Source organism: Serratia sp. JUb9, from assembly GCF_014298095.1.
GTDB classification, from domain to species: Bacteria; Pseudomonadota; Gammaproteobacteria; order Enterobacterales; family Enterobacteriaceae; genus Serratia_B; species Serratia_B rhizosphaerae.
On record NZ_CP060416.1, the window covers coordinates 1,363,202 to 1,381,216 of the forward strand.

The following is an 18,015-nucleotide window of genomic DNA, read 5'->3' on the forward strand; positions in this document are numbered from 1 at the left end:
CGCGGATTATCTGGCGGCGCTGTGCAGCAGGTAATAGGCGTCTTCACCTTCGCCTCCCTGGCTGATAATTCGCCAGCCGTGCCGCTGATAAAACATCAAAGCCGGTTCGTTCCTGACCAGACATTTCAACGCGCCGGTGGTGCGGAAGGTGGATTCTGCCTGTTTGAGCAGGGTGCTGCCTATGCCGCGAGTTTGTTGAGCGGGGTCGACATACAGGTTATGGATAAAATCTTCGGCCCGGTGAATGGAAACAAAACCCAGCGGTATGCCGTTTTCTTCAGCCACCCAGATCTCTTCCCCCAGCGTAGCGCGATCGAAATCTCTCGGTTGGTAGTGGCTGGTATCCCGCCAGTGAAAGGCGGTTTTACGCGCGGCCAAATACAAGCGGCGCAGAAAGGGGCGATCGGATTCTTGGTATAGCCGTATTTGCATCATGCTCCCTCGGTGGCGGACGCGTGGAAACCCAGCGGTGTCGACACCTGAGTATGTCGGAATATCATGCCGTTGGCGAGAGATAGAAAAAAGAGCAAATATCATTATTTGCTCTTGAATATGACGTGTTACCGGGCGGAGCGCAAAGCGCTGCCGACCCGGTAGATATTGGCGACGTTACTTGGTGTAACGACCTTCCCAGAAACCACGGACAAGGTTAAATACGCCGTCGGTGAAGATCTTGCCTACGCCTCTGGCTGCGTTGGTAAAGCTGCCGAGGATGGATTCGGCGCCCTGGGTGATAGAACCAACAACACCACCCAAGATACCACCGAAGATACCGCCTGATACTTCGCTGACTTCAACGTTAGATAATTCTCTCATGGTTTTTCCTTAAACATTAAATGAGGTCGATAATAAGGGCTGGATAATTACGGCGTGGGAATGGCTGCGGCGCACTCATTCAGCTCAACGGGCTTGCTGGAGGAGGTCACGTTGCCAAACTTGTCAACGCAGCCCACGGTCCGGTAGCAAGCCAGCCCTGAGGATGATGGAGATAAGCTGTGGCTTACTTTACATCCCCAAGCGCCACCAATAATATTCATTGCTTCGCCTTGCGCTAATTTTTGCATAACTATTAATTATCCTTTTTGTTTTTACGGATGACTTAACGTGATCCGCATCAGACAGTTAATGATTAGCGGCGAGCGGCTTCGCTTGGGGCATCTGGCGCTGGCTGGTTTGGTCGGCTTGGACGGAAAGCATTGACGAGTCTGTCCAGGAAGCCCATGCCCAGGCCAATGGTGTTGCCGATAGAGTTGGCGATATTGCCGACGATGTTGCCCGCGATGCCGGTCAGGGTATCAACGCCAGCGTTGATGATATTGCCGATAATGCCACCGAAAATGCCGCCGGAAACTGTTTCAACTTCAACGTTAGATAATTCTCTCATGATAAATTCCTTTTTTATTAAAAATAAAAGAGTATGGGGTTGAATACAATGGTGACACCTTGGCATGGAAAGCCAAGGTGTTATTTAATATTACCCTCTTTTCTTATCTTATAAATACTGTTTGCAGAATTTCGTTCGTTTTAAGGATAATTCTTGTTGGCTTAAAATAGGCCGTCTGGCTTTATCCTAAATTCACCGCATTTATATTTTAATGGGTGATAATTGAAATTTTATTTTCTGATTTTTTTAATGTTTCCGGCCGCAGGACGCCATACATAAATCATAAACATGACGATGAAAGATTTGAATCCCGCCGGGGGCGGAGTATGATGTGGCCGCAGTCGCCATCCCTGCGGGATGTGCTGCGAAGACTCGGGGTGCCCTTCATGTATGTGAAGGCTGAGAAATACCCGTATTACCTGATCTGGATAATACCAGCGTAGGGAAGTCTTGGCGTCCTGACCGGCGCCCGCCTTCTTTAACGCCGGTTGGGAGAACTATGATCGCTCGACCTGATGAATTGCCCGGCGCAACGGCCGCGGCCAGCTTACAGCTGCTTAAACAACATTCCCCACTGATTCACTGCCTGACCAACGACGTGGTGCAAACGCTGACGGCCAACGTTTTGCTGGCGCTGGGCGCTTCGCCGGCGATGGTGATCGAACCGTCCGAAGCGGCGCAGTTCAGCCGCCTGGCCGATGGCGTGCTGATCAATATCGGCACGCTGACCGCCGCCCGCGCGGAATCGATGCTGGCGGCGGTGGAGGCGGCCAATCAGGCCGCGACACCGTGGGTGCTGGACCCGGTTGCGGTCGGCGGACTGACCTTTCGTACCGAGTTTGCCAACCGGCTGCTGACGCTGCAGCCGGCGGCCATTCGCGGCAACGCGTCGGAAATTATGGCGCTGAGCGGACTGCAGGCCTCGGGGCGCGGCGTCGACAGCACGGCGGATTCTCTGGCCGCGCTGCCGGCGGCGCAGCAGCTGGCGCAGCGCAGCGGCGCGATTGTCGCGGTCACCGGCGCCACTGACTACATTACCGACGGGCAGCGTAGCTGGGCGGTTGGCGGCGGCGATCCGCTGATGACGCGGGTGGTGGGCACCGGCTGTGCTTTATCGGCGGTGGTGGCGGCGTTTTGCAGCCTGCCGGGCGAGCGGCTGGACCACATCGCCGCCGCCTGCCGGGTGATGGCGCACTGCGGCGAGGCGGCCAGCAAACAGGCCGGCGGCCCTGGCAGCTTTACCCCTGCATTTCTCGACGCGCTGTACCACTGGCAGGGAGAAGAATAATCATGAAACGCATCAATGCATTAACCATCGCCGGTACCGATCCGAGCGGCGGCGCCGGCATTCAGGCGGATCTGAAAGCCTTCTCGGCGCTCGGCGCCTATGGCGCCAGCGTGATCACCGCGCTGGTGGCGCAAAATACGCGCGGCGTGCAGTCGGTGTACCAGATTGAGCCGGCGTTCGTGGCCGCGCAGCTGGATTCCGTGCTGAGCGACGTGCGCATCGACAGCGTGAAAATCGGCATGTTGGCCAACGCCGACATCGTGCAGGCAGTGGCCGAGCGCTTGCGGCATTATCAGCCGCCGTTTGTGGTGCTGGATACGGTGATGCTGGCGAAAAGCGGCGATCCGCTGCTGGCGCCGGAGGCGGTGGCGTCGATCCGGCGTGAACTGTTGCCGCAGGTGTCGCTGATTACGCCTAACCTGCCGGAAGCGGCGGCGCTACTGGCGTGTCCGCCGGCGGATAATGAGCAGCAGATGCGCGAGCAGGGACGGGCGCTGCTGGCGATGGGCTGCCAGGCGGTGCTGATGAAGGGTGGCCATCTCAGTGAAGAAGAAAGCCCGGACTGGCTGTTCAGCCGCGGTACGGAGCAGCGCTTCAGCGCGCCGCGCGTCGCCACGCGCCATACGCACGGCACCGGCTGCACCCTGTCTGCGGCACTGGCCGCCCTGCGTCCGCGTTATGACGACTGGCCGCAGACGGTGGCGGCGGCGAAGGATTATCTGCAGCGTGCGCTGCAGCAGGCGGACAGCCTGGAAGTCGGCCAGGGCATCGGCCCGGTGCACCATTTCCATGCCTGGTGGTGAGCCAACTTTTTCGCGCGGCGATGGTCTGAGTAGATGCAATGTCTTTGTCTATTTTCGGAGGGAGAATCACCATGACAGGAATGCATAAACGTCGTTATATGCTGCTGGGCGCGTTGCTGGCCGTCAGCGCCGGCAGCTTTGCCCAGCAGGTGGTGACCACGGCGGATCTGGTTCAGCAGCCGGGTTATCAGAGCAGCTGGCAGCAGATGATGAAAGGTCAGGCCCGGCTGCCGGGCTGGGCGCGTAAGGGCAGCGGCACTTCGACGCCGGCGGAGACGATCGGCTGGCAGGGGCAGCAGTATCAGGTTGGCAATATCTGCAAACCTCACGATTGCGGCAACAACTTTTTGATCGTCGCCTTCAAGGCGGACAAGTCGCAGGCCTGGGGCGTGCGGGTTGAGGTGGAAGACCGGCCGGAAGCGGTGGCGCACCCCAAAAAGTACGCCAAATATCAGTGGCTCGGCAAGCCGGACAGCAATATGCGGGCGCTGCTGCGTCAGCAGTTTGAAAACAGCCCGGACTGGAAGTAAACCGAGTTTGCAGGGACGGGCGCGCCCGTCCCTGATGGTCAGCCGATGCCGGCCTGATGCAGGTCGTGCAGGTTCAGCGCGCCGACCAGTTCCCCCTCAACGTTGACCACCGGCGCGGCGCTGATATGCTGCTCGTGCAGCGCCTCCAGCGCTTCTCCCGCGCGCCACTGTTCCGGCAGGCGATAGCCGGGGCGGGTAATCGCCGGGCTGAGCGGATCCTCCAGCTTGTGGCCCTGCACCAGCCAGCGGCGCAGATCGCCGTCGGTGAAGACGCCCACCACTTTTTGCTGCTCGTCGCACACCGCCACCAGTCCCAGGCCGGTGCGGCTCAGCTCCAGCATCGCCGCCATCACGTCGGCGCTTTCCTGCACCTTCGGCAGACGATCGCCGGTGCGCATCAGGTGATGCACGCGGTTAAGCAGACGCGCGCCGAGGCTGCCGCCCGGGTGTGAACGGGCGAAGTCTTCGGCGTTGAAGCCGCGCTGACGCATCAGCGCCATCGCCAGCGCATCGCCGATCATCAGAGTGTTGACCGCGCTGGAGGTCGGCGCCAGCCCCATCGGGCAGGCTTCGCGCTCGACGCTGATATCCAGCACGCAGGCGGCGCCCTGCGCCAGCGGTGAGGCGGTGCCGCCGGTAATGGCGATCACCGGGATCCGGCTCTCGGCCAGCAGCGGCAGGATCAGATCCAGCTCTTTGGCGCGGCCGGAGTATGAAATAAAGATCATCACGTCGTCCGGGCCGATCATGCCGAGATCGCCGTGCAGCGCTTCCGCCGGATGCAGGAAGAAGGCGGGCGTCCCGGTGCTGGCCAGCGAGGCGGCGATTTTCTTGCCGATATGGCCGGATTTGCCGATGCCGGAAATCACCGCCTTGCCGCGGCAGTTCAGCAGCAGCTCGCAGGCGCGGACAAAGTTGTCGTCCAGCCGCGCCAGCAGGCGCTGCGCTTCGGCCAGTTCAATCTCCAGCGTTTCGCGGGCGAAGGTGAGCAGGGTGCTCGCGTTATCCATCAGTCTCTCCTGCGGAATGAATCAAGGCGGAAATATAGTGTTATTTGCCGGATGAAACACGCGACACGCCGGTTTTTTTTAAACGGATCACAGTTTGAGGAATCAGCCGGGAAGGCGTGCGGACGAGAAGCCGGGCGAAAAGCCCGGCTTCTGCGGCGGCGTCAGGCGATGGTGACGCTGCTGTCGAGATAGGTATCCTGCACGGCGTTAATCAGCGCCACGCCGTCCTTCATCGATTTTTTGAAGGCCTTACGCCCCAGAATCAGCCCCATGCCGCCGGCGCGTTTGTTGATCACCGCGGTGCGCACCGACTCCTGCAGATCGTTTTCCCCGGCGGCGCCGCCGGAGTTAATCAGGCCGGCGCGTCCCATATAGCAGTTGGCCAGCTGATAGCGCACCAGATCGATCGGGTGATCGCTGGTCAGTTTGTCGTATACCCGGTCGTCGGTGTAGCCGAAGTTCACGGCGCGGTAGCCGCCGTTGTTTTCCGCCATTTTCTGTTTGACGATATCGGCGCCGATGGTGGCGGCGATATGGTTGGCCTGGCCGGTGAGATCGGCGCTGGAGTGGTAGTCGACGCCGTCTTTCTTGAATGCCGGGTTACGCAGATAGGCCCACAGCACGGTCACCATGCCCAGTTCGTGCGCGCGCTCGAAGGCGGCGGAAATCTCTTCAATCTGGCGGCGCGACTGCTCGGAACCGAAATAGATGGTGGCGCCGACCGCCACCGCGCCCATATCGAACGCCTGCTCAACGCTGGCGTACAGGGTCTGGTCGTACTGGGTCGGGTAGCTGAGGGTTTCGTTGTGGTTTAGTTTGACCAGGAACGGGATCTTGTGCGCATAGCGACGTGATACCGCCGCCAGCACGCCGTAGGTGGAGGCGACGCAGTTGCAGCCGGCTTCGATCGCCAGTTCGACGATGTTTTTCGGGTCAAAATAGAGCGGGTTGGCGGCGAACGAGGCACCGGCCGAGTGCTCAATGCCCTGGTCCACCGGCAGAATGGACAGATAGCCGGTGCCGGCCAACCGGCCGTGGTTGAACAGGGTCTGCATCGAGCGCAGCACGCTGTTGGGGCGGTTATTATCGATCATCACCCGATCGACAAAATCGTCGCCGGGCAGGTACAGATTCTCTGCGGGGATGGTGGTACAGCGGTGTTGCAACAGGTCTTCCGCTTCCTTACCTAACAACTGCGCAATATCAGTCATGGTGAACTCCCGTTAAAGCTAATCCCTAGGCCGGAAAGTCATACTGATGGTCACCGGCGTCGCGAAAAGCGGTGATTGAAGCCGTAAGCACGATACTACTGAAGTTGCATCGTCAGGGAGAAACAATAGATGCGATTGCGGGGAAATGCCATTTACGTCTTGTAAAGCGGCGGGGGCGGGCGCCCCCGAGTTATTCGACCTCGAACCAGCTGCTGTTTTGCAGGGCGATCGGCGTGATGGAGTAAATCATCTCCTGCAGATGGTCGTGAACGGCCCGCTCGGCGGCGTCCGGGTCGTGCGCCTTCAGCGCGTCGAAAATGCGGTAGTGCTGTTGGATCAGCGTTTCCGGCGGCGAGACTTCGCTCAGGCTGAGAAAACGTACCCGATCCATGGTGGCCTTGATGGTTTCGATGGTTTCCCAGGCCAGCGGACAGTTGGCGATCTGCGTCAGCAGGCGGTGGAACTCATCGTCCAGCAACAGGAATTCCCGTATTTGCTGGCCGTTGGCCGCCAGCGCCTGACGCTGCAGGTTATGCTCCAGCAGCGCCAGCTGCGGCGGGGTAATGCCGGTGGCGGCCCGGCGGACGATGGCGCACTCCACCGCCTGACGGATAAAGCGGCCGTCCGCGACGCGTTTGGCGGAAATTTTCATCACGAAGGTGCCGCGCTGCGGCAGTATCTGCACCAGCCCCGCCTCGGCCAGTTTGATAAAGGCCTCACGCACCGGCTGGCGCGACACGCTGAAACGGCTGGAAATCTCCTTTTCCGACAGCAGCGTCCCCGGCGCAATGGTGCAGTCGACGATATCCTGCCGTAAAAAGCGGTAGATTTGCTGATTCACCGGCAAGGTGTTGGTAAGGCTGTAATTTTCAGACATGGCGCGATTGGTTATCTGGCAATGATTCAAATGCCACCATACTAGCAGATTATTGTTCAATGGCGGGGGGATAAATCCCCTCGCCAAGAGCGGTCATCAGTGGTGCCAGTCCTGATACTCCTGCTGTCGCCGCTGCGGGGCGGTTTCCGGCATCAGCCACAGGCCGACGGCGGAAATCACCCCCAGCACGATCATATAGCCCGCCAAGCCGTAATAGTGGCCGCCGGTCATCTGCAGAATTTTCACCGCCAGCAGGCCGAGAATACCGCTGCCGACCAGCGAGCCGATCTGCCAGATCAGCGCGATGCCGCTGCAGCGCACGCGGGTCGGAAACAGCTCCGGGAAGTACGATGCCTGCGGGGCGTAACACATGCTGTGGCCGAGGGTCAGCACCACGATCATCGCCAGCTGGGTCAGCCAGAAGTTATCAGCGTTCAGCAGCATAAAGAACGGCACGATGCAGACCACCTGCAGCAGCGCGCCGGCGATGTAGACCGGTTTGCGCCCCAGCCGGTCGGAAAGGTGCCCCATCAGCGGGATGGCGAAAATCTCCAGCACCACCGCCACGATCATCGTCTCCAGCAGAATACTTTCGCTCAGTTGGTTGGCTTTGCCGTAGGCCAGCACGATCACCGTGAACATGGCGAACGCGCAGGCTTCGATCAGTTTGGCGCACACGCCTTTGCCGATCAGGCCCGGATAGGTGCGTGCCACTTCCACCACCGGTCGGCTTTCCACCGCCTTGGTGGCGCGGATCTGGGCAAACACCGGCGACTCGTCGATCTTCAGGCGGATAAACAGCCCGACGATCACCAGCAGCAGGCTGAGCAGGAACGGAATGCGCCAGCCCCACTCGAGCATCTGCGCCGGCGACAGCAGGGCGGTCAGCAGGGCGAACAGGGCGGAGGGCAGTAAAAAGCCGGCCGGCGCGCCGATCTGCACCCAGCTGGCGTAGAAACCGCGCCGCCGGGGAGGCGCGTATTCGGCGGTCATCAGCACTGCGCCGGCCTGTTCGCCGCCGACGCCGAAGCCCTGCAGCACGCGGATCAGGATCAGGGCGATCGGCGCCCAGATGCCGATCTTGTCGTAGGTGGGCAGCAGGCCGATGCAGAAGGTGCCGAGGCCGACGATCAGAATGGTGATCACCAGCGCCTTTTTGCGGCCGACCTTATCGCCGATATGGCCGAAGACAATGCCGCCCAGCGGGCGCGCCAGAAAGCCGACCGCGTAGGTGGCGAAGGCTGCCAGCGTGCCGACCAGCGGATCGGCGCTGGGGAAGAACAGCTGGCCGAAAAACAGCACCGCCGCGGTGCCGTAGGCGAAAAAGTCGTAGTATTCCGCCGCCGTGCCGATGCCGATGGCGGAGGCGCTGGCGACGCGCTTTAACAGCGGCTGATGGTCGCCGGCGTCGGCGTCGGCGTCGTGCGTGGTGGTGGTCATCAGGTGCTCCGGGAGGGTAGGGTCAGTGGGCTGACGGCGTTGCGGGCGTTGCCGCCCGCGCCGTTCTGTTTAGGGTTTTAAGGTTTGCGGCTGCGCCAGCGGACGCGGCGCACGCACAACCAGCAGTACCAGCAGCGCGCCGAGCGCGGCGATGCCGCCGGCCAGGATAAAGGCGCTGTCGAACTTGCCGGTATGCTGCACGATGTAGCCGGTAACCACCGGGCCGACAATACCGGATACGCTGCCGACCAGGTGAATAAAGCCGCTGGCGCCGCCGACGCGGGATTTATGCACCACGTCCTGAATAATCGCCCAGTAGATCGCGCCGGTGATATACAGGAAGAAGATGGATACCGACATCAGCAGCACCGCCGGCATCACGCTGCTGACGGTGCCCGCCAGCGCTACGCACGCGGCGGCGGCCAGCAGGCTGACCACCAACACAATCTTGCGCGATAGCAGCAGTTTGCCGGTGATGTTGAAGATCTTATCGGAAATATAGCCGCCGAGCGCCAGGCCGACAAAACCGACGATCCACGGGATCACCGTCGTCAGGCTCATCTCTTTGATGTTCAGGTTGTGCGCCTGTACCAGATAGGCGGGGAACCAGCTGAGGAAGAAGAACAGGATGTAGTTGTAACAGAAGAAGGCGAAGGCGGTCGCCAGAATGATCGGCTGTTTCAGGTAGTAGCCCAGCCCGTGCGCGCTGCCGCTGAGCGCCTCTTCCGGGTGGTGGCCTTCGGCCTTCTGCGCATTGACCAGCGCCCGCTCTTCCTCGCTGACGCGCTTGCTTTTCTCCGGGTTGTCCGCCGCGATAAAGAACCAGACCAGCATCCAGACGATGCCGACCGAACAGATAATCATAAAGGCCGGTCGCCAGCCGAACGCCAGCGCCAGATAGCCGACGATCGGCCCCGCCACCGCGCCGCCAAGCGGCGAGCCGGCGCTGAGCAGCCCCATGGCGGTGGCCGCCTGTTTCTTCGGGAACCAGCCGTTGATCATTTTGTTGGCGGAGGCGCAGATCGGGCCTTCCGCCATGCCGAACAGTACGCGCAGGATCAGCATGGAGTAAAAGCCGCTGGCGAGCGCGGTCATGCCGCAGAAGATCGACCACAGCCCCACCGCCAGCCCCATCACCAGCGTCGGACCGAACCGGTCCACCGCCAGGCCGCCGATAAAGTTGAAGATCGCGTAGCCGAAGAAGAAGCTGCCGAAGATGATGCCGAACTGTTCGGCGTTGAGCAGCAGATCCTGTTCGATCATCGGCACGGTGATCGACAGCGCCACCCGATCGAGATAGTTGATCATGTAGACCAGGAACAGCAGGAATACGAGGGTCCAGCGTAAGTTCTTAACCATGGCAAACACTCCACTTGGTGTCGTTTTAATCGTGTGCGTTGTTGTCCATTTCGGTGTGTCAGGCATTATCAGCCGAACTGCAGCAGTACCTTGCAGCAGGTCTGGCGATCGTGTTCAAACAGATGCAGCGCCGCTTCAACGTCGTCCGCCGCCACGCTGTGGGTAATCAGCCGTTCCGGTGCGATCAGTCCCTCGGCCATCCAGTCAATCACCTGCGGGAAGCGGGCGCTGTTGAGGCGTGAGGAGAAAATCGACAGCTCTTTACTGGTGATGCTCTGTTGGTTGATCACACACGGCTCGGCGGAAAAGCCCATGATGCCGATGCGCGCCGCCGGCGATGCCAGCTGAATGGCCTGCGGCAGAATATCGGGGTGGCAGGCGGCGTCGATAATCAGCGTCGGGCGGATATCGCGCTGCGCCAGCGCTTCCGGCAGCGACGTCTGCTGGTTATTGACCACCTCATCGGCGCCGTTGGCGAACGCCATTTCCAGCCGCGCGGCGATACGGTCGGCGACGATCACCTGACGTACGCCGTACACGCCTTTCAGCACCTGGATCGCCGTCAGCCCCATCGGCCCCGCGCCGTAGATCAGCGCCACGTCGCGTGCGGTCGGCTGCAGGTGGGCGGTGATATTGGCGGCGATGGTGAACGGCTCCACCATTGCCGCCTGCCGATCGCTGAGCGCATCGGGGATGCGGTAGGCGTTGGCGGCCGGCACGCAGCTAAAATCGCTGAAGCCGCCGTCGCGGTGGACACCGATCACCTGCAGCTGGTGGCAGACGTTCGGCCGGCCGACCGAGCAAGGGTAGCAGTGGCCGCAGCTGACCACCGGGTCGACGGCCACGCGCTCGCCGAGCCGGGCGGCGTCGACGTGTGCGCCGACGGCGTCAATCACGCCGCAGAACTCGTGGCCGATCACCCGCGGATAGCGGGCGAACGGGTTATGGCCGTGGTAGATATGCACGTCGGAACCGCAGATGCCGGCGAGTTTGACCTTGACCCGCACTTCGTCGGCGGCGGGTTCTGGCAGCGGGCGTTGGGCTATCGTCAGCTGGCCCGGCTGTTCAATCACTACGCTTTTCATGCTGATATTCTCCGTTACCAGTTCCACAGGGTGCCGTCTTCCAGGCGCGCGACCGGCAGATAGGCCGGGTCGTAGGGGTATTTGGCCGCCAGCTTTTCGTCGAACTCGATGCCGATGCCCGGCTTGTCGCCCGGATGCATATAGCCGTTATCGAAGGTCCAGCTGTGGGGGAACACCTCCAGCATCTGTTCCGAATAGCCCATATACTCCTGCACGCCGAAGTTCGGCACCCACAGGTCGAAGTGCAGCGCTGCCGCCATGCAGACCGGCGACAGATCGGAAGGGCCGTGCGAGCCGGTGCGCACCTGATACAGCGAGGCGAAATCGGCGATGCGCCGCATACCGGTGATGCCGCCGGCGTGGGTGAGCGTGGTGCGGATATAGTCGATCAGCTGTTCTTCGATCAGTTGCTTGCAGTCCCAGATGCTGTTGAACACTTCGCCGACGGCGATCGGCGTGACGGTGTGCTGGCGGATCAGGCGGAAACAGGCCTGGTTTTCCGCCGGCGTCGGGTCTTCCATCCAGAACAGGCGGTAAGGTTCGACGCTTTTACCGAAGCGGGCGGCCTCGATAGGCGTCAGCCGGTGGTGCATATCGTGCAGCAGATGCTGGTCGAAACCGAACCTGTCGCGCACCGCCTCAAACAGCTTCGGGGTGAAGTCGAGGTATTTCTCCGTCGACCACAGCTGCTCTTCCGGCCAGTGGCCTTTGGTCGCCGGCTCATAGGCCTGGCCTTTGCCTTTCGCCATGCCGTAGGTGGTTTTCATCCCCGGTACGCCGCACTGCACGCGGATCGCCTTAAAGCCCATTTCCTGGTGGCGGGCGTAATCGTCCAGTACCTCGTCGATGCTGTGGCCGGTGGTGTGGCAATAGACCATCACGCCGCTGCGCGATGCGCCGCCAAGCAGCTGGTACAGCGGCATATTGGCCGCCTTGGCCTTGATATCCCACAGCGCCATATCGATAGCGGAAATGGCGGACATGGTCACCGGGCCGCGGCGCCAGTAGGCGCCCTTGTAAAAGAACTGCCAGATATCTTCGATCCGGTGCGCATCGCGGCCGATCAGCTGCGGGCACAGGTGGTCGCGCAGGTAGGAGGCGACTGACAGTTCGCGGCCGTTGAGCGTGGCGTCGCCCAGCCCGGTAATCCCTTCGTCGGTGGTGATTTTCAGGGTGACGAAATTCCTGCCGGGGCAGGTGACAAACACTTCAGCATTGATAATTTTCATCGCGTGCGCTTTCCGTTGTTCAGGCTGTATGATGGGCGAACATATGCCATGACCTAACTACCATACAAGTATGATTTGCGCATTTTGCGGGCGGCGATCACATTTCGCCCGTGTTAAGACGGACGGGGAAAACGGAAAGAGGGCGACGTAAATCGCCCTTCAGGCGGTGAGGCGGGGGAGTTAACCGAGCAGCTGACAGTTAGGCGGTAGGCGGCACAAAATGGCGTTCGGCAGCACCTCAATGCGGAAATGTTTGCCCTTCAGCGGTTCGCCGTCGAGGTTAAACGTCATCTCGTGCGGCGCGTCGATCTCCAGCCAGGGCAGCGCGGCGCTGACGATGTTCTTGTTGTCGTCTTCATTAAACAGGCTGGCGACCAGGGCCGGCAGAAGTTCGCCGGCGATCAGCAACCGCAGCTGCAGCAGGCCGTCGTTGATCAGCGCATCCGGGCACAGTTGCTGGCCGCCGCCGGCCTGCTTGCCGTTACCGATGCCGATCACCAGCGCTTCGCCGCGCCAGGCGAAATCCGGCCCGCGGATTTCACAGCGGTCGGCCTTCAGGCTCTCCATGCGCAGCAGGCCGTGAATAAAGTAGGAGACGCCGCCCAGCGCCGCCTTGAGCTTTTCCGGCGTTTCGGTGGTGATACGCGTGCCGAAGCCGCCGGTGGCCATATTGATAAAGTAGCGTTCACCGTTGACGCAGGCCAGGTCGATCGGCACCGCACGGCCTTTAATCGCCAGGTTCAGCGCCTGTTCCGGCACCAGCGGAATATTACAGGCGGTGGCAAAGTCGTTGGCGGTGCCGAGCGGCAGGATGCCCAGCACCGGGCGCTGCCCGGCCGGTATCAGCGCCAGCGCGGCGGCCACTTCGTTGATGGTGCCGTCGCCGCCGCCGGCGATCAGCGTGCCGACGCCGAGCTGCCGCGCTTCTTCTACGTAGCGGGCGGCATCGCCGCCCTCCCAGGTAACGCGCACGTGCAGAATGTCGCCGGCCGCCCGCAGCTTTTGCACCGCAGCGCGCACCAGCTCATCGCCGGCGCCTTTACCGTTAATGATAAGTAATGTTGGCGCGTGTTGACCCATGTCTGTTGTCCTGCCTTGCTAAAATCCGTTGGTTATCAACGATAGACCACTGTCAATTCGGAAGCCATAAGAATATTCAGTTAAGGATATCGCATAGTGAAACGCATTTTCCGGATTTATCGTGCACGGCTGGAATATTGTTTTTTTGTTGTAGTGAAAAGTGTTGGGAATATATTAATTAAAATCGCTGTTATATATATTTATATTGGACGAGGGATTTCCTGTAAATATATAAGGTGAATGAATGGGGAACGGTATTAACCGGTGTCGGGGAGTGAAAAAGAAAAAGCCAGCCCAAGGGAGATTGGGCTGGCCAAGGAGGTGGTTCCTAGTATTGCTATGCAAATATTCTCGTTCTTTATTTTAGCGGTTTGATAGTAACGACTTTTCCCGCAGATTGGTGTGATCCAATTCTAATATTTGCACTTCTCTGTGTTTTATTTCTGTGAACTCCCCTCATATTTAGGACTTTTCTCGTAAATTGAGGGGGGATTGCCATTCAAATCTCGTGTGCGGCGCGTGTTATTTTTCCGCCGCGCCGTTGGCCTGCGGTAAATTACGAATCAGCAGGGCGTAGCTGAGGTCGACGTCCTGCGGGATCGGCAAATACACCAGATGGCCGTTGCCCGGCGCCACCGTTATCGCCTCATCTTTTTTATTGCGCATGCTGTCCAGCGTAAACTGGATGTTGCCGCCCGGCGTCATCAGCTCCACGCTGTCGCCGCAGGAGAATTTGTTTTTTACATCCACCTCGGCCCAGCCGTCACGGCGTACGCCGGTGAACTCGCCGACGAACTGCTGCCGCTCGGAAACGGAGGAGCCGTAGTCGTAGTTCTGATGCGCGTCGTGGGTGTGGCGGCGCAGGAAACCTTCGGTATAGCCGCGGTGCGCCAGGCCTTCCAGCGTGGTGAGCAGGCTGGCGTCGAACGGTTTGCCGGCGGCGGCATCATCGATGGCGCGGCGGTAGACCTGCGCGGTGCGGGCGCAGTAGTAGAAGGACTTGGTGCGGCCTTCGATTTTCAGTGAATGCACGCCAAGCTGCGTCAGGCGCTCCACGTGCTGAATGGCGCGCAGATCCTTGGAGTTCATGATGTAGGTGCCGTGTTCGTCTTCGAACGCGCTCATATATTCGCCCGGCTTCTGCGCTTCGGACAGCATAAAGACCTTATCGGTCGGCGCGCCGATGCCGAGCGTCGGCTCAACGGTTTGCACCGCGATCGGTTCATGCAGGTGCACGATGTTGCCGGCGTCGTCTTCTTTGCCTTCCTCGGCCTTGTACTGCCAGCGGCAGGCGTTGGTGCAGGTGCCCTGATTCGGATCGCGTTTGTTGATATAGCCGGACAGCAGGCAGCGGCCGGAGTAGGCCATGCACAGAGCGCCGTGTACGAAGACTTCCAGCTCCATCTCCGGCACCTGGCTGCGGATCTCGGCGATCTCCTCCAGCGACAGCTCACGGGACAAAATGACGCGCGTCAGCCCCATCTGATGCCAGAACTTCACCGTGGCCCAGTTCACCGCATTGGCCTGCACCGACAGGTGGATCGCCATCTGCGGGAAGGCTTCGCGCACCAGCATAATCAGGCCGGGATCGGACATGATCAGCGCGTCCGGCCCCATATCCACCACCGGCTTCAGATCGCGCAGAAAGGTCTTCAGCTTGGCGTTGTGCGGCGCGATATTGACCACCACATAGAATTTTTTGCCCAGCGCGTGGGCTTCGTTGATGCCCTGCGCCAGGTTCTCGTGATTGAATTCGTTGTTGCGTACCCGCAGGCTGTAGCGTGGCTGGCCGGCGTAAACCGCATCGGCGCCGTAGGCGAAGGCGTAACGCATGTTCTTCAGCGTGCCGGCCGGGGAGAGGAGTTCCGGTGTAAACATAGTGATTCTCAGTCTGATTTCAAGTCAGCGTCGCGCCACCTGATGGCGCGGCGAAAGCGAGGAATTGTAGCGGCAGCGCGCGCGGAAATCAGCAAGTAACCGGAGTTTCTTAGTGGGAATTGATTTATATCATAGTGAGACGCGCAGCGCGGACGCTGCGCGGGGGAAATTAGCCGGCGCTGAGGTCGCGCACATCGGTGGTCGGGCCGTTTTTGATCACCGACTGGATGCCGTTTTTCGCGGCGCTGTCTGAGCTGTACATCTGGCTGGTGCCGATTACCTGGTGGTTTTTGGCCTTCAGCACAAAGTAGGGCTTGCCGCTGCTGCTGACTTTGCTTTCATACTGCGCTTCGTGCGGGGAGTTGGTCTGCACCGAGGCGATGCCGTTTTCCGCCGACGCCTTGCTGGTATACATTTCGCTGGAAAGAATGATCTCGCCGTTGCTGGCTTTTAACGTGAAGTGAAACTGTCCGTTGCTGCCGGATTTTTTTAGTTCATAGTGGCCGTTTGCCATGGGTCCTTCTCCTGTAGGTTCAGACATACGATGAGCCGCCGTCTTTCAGCGGCCGCAGGCGCGCCGCTGAAATATGCTGCTACTAAGTGTAGCCAATGCCTTGAATTTCGGAGCGTTGAAATCGCGTAAAAGGCGCAGTGCGGCGACAAAAGCCCGCCGCAGCGGGGATCAGAGACCGTTGACCAGCCGGCAGGGTTCGGCTTCCCAGCGGTAGCCGACGCCGTAGACGGAGCGGATGAACGCCTTGTCGCCGTCGAGCAGTTCCAGCTTGCGGCGCAGGTTTTTTATGTGGCTGTCGATGGTGCGGTCGGTCACCACCCGGTAATCATCGTAGAGGTTGTTCAGCAACTGCTCGCGTGAGAACACATTGCCCGGCTGGCTGGCCAGGGTTTTCAGCAGGCGGAACTCCGCCGGGGTCAGATCCAGTATCTGGCCCTGATAGCTGGCCTGAAAGCGCGGTTCGTCGATATGCAGCAGCGCATCTTCCTGCCCCTGCGCATCGCCGGGGCGGTAACAGCGCCGCAGAATGGTTTTTACCCGCGCCACCACTTCCCGCGGGCTGTACGGCTTGCAGATATAGTCGTCCGCACCGATTTCCAGCCCCAGCAGACGGTCAATCTCTTCGATTTTCGCCGTCACCATCATGATGGGAATATCGCTGAAGCGGCGCAGTTCGCGGCAGACCGCCAGACCGTCGCTGCCCGGCAGCATCAAATCCAGCAGGATCAGCGCCGGCGGCTGTTGCTGCACCGCCGGCACCACGTCGCTGCCGTTGGTCAGCCAGCGGGTGGCGTAACCGGCGGCCTGCAGATAATCCACCAGCAGCTGGCCCAGTTTGGGTTCATCTTCCACGATCATGATCTGTAACGGTTGGTTGAGCGTTTCCATCAGGATGCCTTGTTCTTTACTGGGGAGCTGGGATAGGGGAATTCTAGCGCAATGCGCACCCCGCCCAAAGGTGAGTGCTGCGCGTAAATACGCCCGCCGTGGGCTTCGGCGATATTCTGGCAGATTGACAGCCCAAGCCCGGAGCCGCCGCTGGCGCGGTTGCGCGAGCCTTCGGTGCGGTAGAAACGCTCAAGGATGCGCGGCAACTGGTCGTCATGCACGCCGGGAGCGCTGTCCTGCCAGTACAGCAGCAGGCTGCCGGGCTTCACCTCGGCGCCGATCTCCAGCGTGCCGCCGGCGTCGGTATAGCGCAGGCTGTTTTCCAGCAGATTGTTAAACAGCTGGTGGAGACGATCCGGGTCGCCGAACAGCGGCGCGCGCTCCGGCAGGCGGGTGACGATGTTCAGCCCCTTGGCGTGGAAGCGCTCGCGGAAGGCGGCGACCGACACCTGCAGCAGATGGACGCAGTCTACCTGCGATTTGCGATAGGCCAGCGCGCCGAGGTCGGACAGCGACAGCTGGTGCAAATCATCCACCAGCTTGGTCAGCGTGGCGACTTCCGCCTGCAGTGAGCCGAGCGAATCCGGCGTCGGCTGGCGCACGCCGTCCTGCAGCGCCTCCAGTTCGCCGCGCAGCACCGCCAGCGGGGTGCGCAGCTCATGGGAGACGTCGGCCATAAACGCCCGGCGCATGCGTTCATTTTTTTCCAGTGAGGTGGCGAGCTGGTTAAAGTCCTGCGCCAGCCGTCCCAGCTCATCCTGGCTGCTGACCGCGACGCGGGCGCTGAAGTCGCCGGCCGCCAGCCGGTGGGTGCCGGCCACCAGACGTTTGACCGGCGCCAGCAGGCCGCGCGACATCAGCAGGGTGGCGGCGGCGGCCAGCAGCGCCGACAGTGCGGCAATCAGCCAGCTGGTGCGTTTTTGCTGGCGGTCGAAGTTGATATCGGCGTTGCGCGTCAGCCGCTCCGGCGGCGTGGCGATCACCCAGCCGACGATCTGGTTGTTATAGCGGATCGGCTGCCGGGTGCCCTCTTTGGGGAACGGGCCGGAGTGGCCCACCAGACGCCGGAACCGGCTGTCGACCACCCAGAACTGCGTACGCCAGCCCTTCGGCGGCAGGTTATGGCTGCTGTCGCTGCTCTGCTCAAATGAACGCATAATCTGATACACCACCCGATCGTTGTTGCGCAGAAACGCCCAGTTGCCGTGGCGGCTGTACTGATCTTCCAGCGCATCGCTCAGCATGGCGATACGCTGCTCGTTGCTGTGCTTGATGTAGTCGATAAAACCGCGTTCAAAGCTGAGGCGCACGCCCCAGTGCATGGTGATCAGCACCAGCATACAGGTGGCGAAGATGGCCAGAAACAGCTTGCCGGTAATGCCTATTTTCATTCAGTCCTCGTTGCGCTTGTCTGGCGCGTTGCTCTGGGTTGCAGCCGC

Annotated in this window: 19 protein-coding genes and 1 riboswitch; of the genes, 3 read left to right on the forward strand and 16 right to left on the reverse strand. The window is 60.6% G+C overall.

Annotated elements, in window-relative coordinates; translation table 11 throughout:
- Positions 1-6 precede the first annotated feature (6 nt).
- The 4 genes from HF675_RS06445 to HF675_RS06460 form a co-directional block, all read right to left on the reverse strand.
- Positions 7-432 carry a GNAT family N-acetyltransferase gene (locus HF675_RS06445; protein ID WP_187044701.1) on the reverse strand — a complete coding sequence of 142 codons (426 nt, stop codon included), beginning with the start codon at positions 430-432 and terminating at the stop codon, positions 7-9.
- A gap of 177 nt (positions 433-609) precedes the next feature.
- Positions 610-816, reverse strand: coding sequence for a hypothetical protein (locus tag HF675_RS06450; RefSeq protein WP_105232141.1), 207 nt, complete (start codon positions 814-816; stop codon positions 610-612).
- Between the two features lie 47 nt (positions 817-863).
- Positions 864-1,064, reverse strand: a complete 201-nt coding sequence (locus HF675_RS06455) for a DUF4762 family protein (RefSeq protein ID WP_145961107.1) — start codon at positions 1,062-1,064, stop codon at positions 864-866.
- Between the two features lie 65 nt (positions 1,065-1,129).
- Positions 1,130-1,384 (reverse strand): hypothetical protein, encoded by a 255-nt coding sequence (locus HF675_RS06460; RefSeq protein WP_105232140.1) that lies wholly within the window; start codon positions 1,382-1,384, stop codon positions 1,130-1,132.
- A 363-nt stretch (positions 1,385-1,747) separates the two neighbouring features.
- Positions 1,748-1,847, forward strand: a riboswitch (TPP riboswitch).
- A gap of 36 nt (positions 1,848-1,883) precedes the next feature.
- Between HF675_RS06460 and thiM the strand changes: the two genes are divergently transcribed.
- From thiM to HF675_RS06475, 3 genes are all read left to right on the forward strand, one after another.
- The gene (gene thiM, locus HF675_RS06465) at positions 1,884-2,672 is read left to right on the forward strand and encodes a hydroxyethylthiazole kinase (protein ID WP_187044281.1); all 789 of its coding nucleotides are present in this window, start codon (positions 1,884-1,886) and stop codon (positions 2,670-2,672) included.
- A gap of 2 nt (positions 2,673-2,674) precedes the next feature.
- Entirely contained in the window at positions 2,675-3,475 is an 801-nt protein-coding gene (gene thiD, locus HF675_RS06470; RefSeq protein ID WP_187044282.1) for a bifunctional hydroxymethylpyrimidine kinase/phosphomethylpyrimidine kinase, read from the forward strand.
- Positions 3,476-3,546: 71 nt separating this feature from the next.
- Entirely contained in the window at positions 3,547-4,005 is a 459-nt protein-coding gene (locus tag HF675_RS06475; protein ID WP_111736642.1) for an inhibitor of vertebrate lysozyme family protein, read from the forward strand.
- A gap of 38 nt (positions 4,006-4,043) precedes the next feature.
- Here HF675_RS06475 and gutQ read toward each other — a convergent pair whose 3' ends face one another.
- The 12 genes from gutQ to baeS form a co-directional block, all read right to left on the reverse strand.
- Positions 4,044-5,015: an arabinose-5-phosphate isomerase GutQ gene (gutQ, locus tag HF675_RS06480; RefSeq protein WP_105232136.1), complete on the reverse strand. Its 972-nt coding sequence runs from the start codon at positions 5,013-5,015 to the stop codon at positions 4,044-4,046.
- A 161-nt stretch (positions 5,016-5,176) separates the two neighbouring features.
- Entirely contained in the window at positions 5,177-6,226 is a 1,050-nt protein-coding gene (gene fbaB / locus HF675_RS06485) for a class I fructose-bisphosphate aldolase (protein ID WP_105232135.1), read from the reverse strand.
- 190 nt (positions 6,227-6,416) lie between these two features.
- On the reverse strand, positions 6,417-7,103 hold the full coding sequence (locus HF675_RS06490; RefSeq protein WP_105232134.1) for a GntR family transcriptional regulator: 687 nt from the start codon (positions 7,101-7,103) through the stop codon (positions 6,417-6,419).
- 96 nt (positions 7,104-7,199) lie between these two features.
- Complete coding sequence (locus HF675_RS06495) at positions 7,200-8,543, reverse strand: MFS transporter (protein ID WP_187044283.1); 1,344 nt, start codon at positions 8,541-8,543, stop codon at positions 7,200-7,202.
- A 69-nt stretch (positions 8,544-8,612) separates the two neighbouring features.
- A complete protein-coding gene (locus HF675_RS06500; RefSeq protein ID WP_105232132.1) occupies positions 8,613-9,902 on the reverse strand; it encodes an MFS transporter in 1,290 nt (429 codons plus the stop codon).
- Between the two features lie 68 nt (positions 9,903-9,970).
- Positions 9,971-10,987 carry a Zn-dependent oxidoreductase gene (locus HF675_RS06505; protein ID WP_105233473.1) on the reverse strand — a complete coding sequence of 339 codons (1,017 nt, stop codon included), beginning with the start codon at positions 10,985-10,987 and terminating at the stop codon, positions 9,971-9,973.
- Positions 10,988-11,001: 14 nt separating this feature from the next.
- Positions 11,002-12,216, reverse strand: a complete 1,215-nt coding sequence (manD, locus tag HF675_RS06510; RefSeq protein WP_105232131.1) for a D-mannonate dehydratase ManD — start codon at positions 12,214-12,216, stop codon at positions 11,002-11,004.
- 180 nt (positions 12,217-12,396) lie between these two features.
- On the reverse strand, positions 12,397-13,296 hold the full coding sequence (yegS, locus tag HF675_RS06515) for a lipid kinase YegS (RefSeq protein ID WP_105232130.1): 900 nt from the start codon (positions 13,294-13,296) through the stop codon (positions 12,397-12,399).
- 522 nt (positions 13,297-13,818) lie between these two features.
- The gene (gene yegQ / locus HF675_RS06520; RefSeq protein WP_111736644.1) at positions 13,819-15,174 is read right to left on the reverse strand and encodes a tRNA 5-hydroxyuridine modification protein YegQ; all 1,356 of its coding nucleotides are present in this window, start codon (positions 15,172-15,174) and stop codon (positions 13,819-13,821) included.
- Between the two features lie 169 nt (positions 15,175-15,343).
- Positions 15,344-15,688 carry a YegP family protein gene (locus HF675_RS06525; RefSeq protein WP_105232128.1) on the reverse strand — a complete coding sequence of 115 codons (345 nt, stop codon included), beginning with the start codon at positions 15,686-15,688 and terminating at the stop codon, positions 15,344-15,346.
- Positions 15,689-15,856: 168 nt separating this feature from the next.
- Positions 15,857-16,576, reverse strand: coding sequence for a two-component system response regulator BaeR (gene baeR / locus HF675_RS06530; RefSeq protein ID WP_187044284.1), 720 nt, complete (start codon positions 16,574-16,576; stop codon positions 15,857-15,859).
- Complete coding sequence (gene baeS, locus HF675_RS06535; protein ID WP_105232126.1) at positions 16,576-17,967, reverse strand: two-component system sensor histidine kinase BaeS; 1,392 nt, start codon at positions 17,965-17,967, stop codon at positions 16,576-16,578. The genes baeR and baeS overlap by 1 nt, the downstream gene beginning before the upstream one ends.
- Positions 17,968-18,015: the final 48 nt, after the last annotated feature.

What these genes read in the sequence shown, in the direction of transcription:
- yegS (WP_105232130.1), bottom strand. Translation starts at nt 13,296, where the DNA reads ATGGGTCAACACGCGCCAACATTACTTATCATTAACGGTAAAGGCGCC.
- fbaB (WP_105232135.1), bottom strand. Translation starts at nt 6,226, where the DNA reads ATGACTGATATTGCGCAGTTGTTAGGTAAGGAAGCGGAAGACCTGTTG.
- HF675_RS06445 (WP_187044701.1), bottom strand. Translation starts at nt 432, where the DNA reads ATGCAAATACGGCTATACCAAGAATCCGATCGCCCCTTTCTGCGCCGC.
- HF675_RS06475 (WP_111736642.1), top strand. Translation starts at nt 3,547, where the DNA reads ATGACAGGAATGCATAAACGTCGTTATATGCTGCTGGGCGCGTTGCTG.
- gutQ (WP_105232136.1), bottom strand. Translation starts at nt 5,015, where the DNA reads ATGGATAACGCGAGCACCCTGCTCACCTTCGCCCGCGAAACGCTGGAG.
- yegQ (WP_111736644.1), bottom strand. Translation starts at nt 15,174, where the DNA reads ATGTTTACACCGGAACTCCTCTCCCCGGCCGGCACGCTGAAGAACATG.
- baeS (WP_105232126.1), bottom strand. Translation starts at nt 17,967, where the DNA reads ATGAAAATAGGCATTACCGGCAAGCTGTTTCTGGCCATCTTCGCCACC.
- thiM (WP_187044281.1), top strand. Translation starts at nt 1,884, where the DNA reads ATGATCGCTCGACCTGATGAATTGCCCGGCGCAACGGCCGCGGCCAGC.
- HF675_RS06450 (WP_105232141.1), bottom strand. Translation starts at nt 816, where the DNA reads ATGAGAGAATTATCTAACGTTGAAGTCAGCGAAGTATCAGGCGGTATC.
- baeR (WP_187044284.1), bottom strand. Translation starts at nt 16,576, where the DNA reads ATGGAAACGCTCAACCAACCGTTACAGATCATGATCGTGGAAGATGAA.
- HF675_RS06505 (WP_105233473.1), bottom strand. Translation starts at nt 10,987, where the DNA reads ATGAAAAGCGTAGTGATTGAACAGCCGGGCCAGCTGACGATAGCCCAA.
- HF675_RS06455 (WP_145961107.1), bottom strand. Translation starts at nt 1,064, where the DNA reads ATGCAAAAATTAGCGCAAGGCGAAGCAATGAATATTATTGGTGGCGCT.
- HF675_RS06525 (WP_105232128.1), bottom strand. Translation starts at nt 15,688, where the DNA reads ATGGCAAACGGCCACTATGAACTAAAAAAATCCGGCAGCAACGGACAG.
- HF675_RS06490 (WP_105232134.1), bottom strand. Translation starts at nt 7,103, where the DNA reads ATGTCTGAAAATTACAGCCTTACCAACACCTTGCCGGTGAATCAGCAA.
- manD (WP_105232131.1), bottom strand. Translation starts at nt 12,216, where the DNA reads ATGAAAATTATCAATGCTGAAGTGTTTGTCACCTGCCCCGGCAGGAAT.
- HF675_RS06500 (WP_105232132.1), bottom strand. Translation starts at nt 9,902, where the DNA reads ATGGTTAAGAACTTACGCTGGACCCTCGTATTCCTGCTGTTCCTGGTC.
- HF675_RS06460 (WP_105232140.1), bottom strand. Translation starts at nt 1,384, where the DNA reads ATGAGAGAATTATCTAACGTTGAAGTTGAAACAGTTTCCGGCGGCATT.
- HF675_RS06495 (WP_187044283.1), bottom strand. Translation starts at nt 8,543, where the DNA reads ATGACCACCACCACGCACGACGCCGACGCCGACGCCGGCGACCATCAG.
- thiD (WP_187044282.1), top strand. Translation starts at nt 2,675, where the DNA reads ATGAAACGCATCAATGCATTAACCATCGCCGGTACCGATCCGAGCGGC.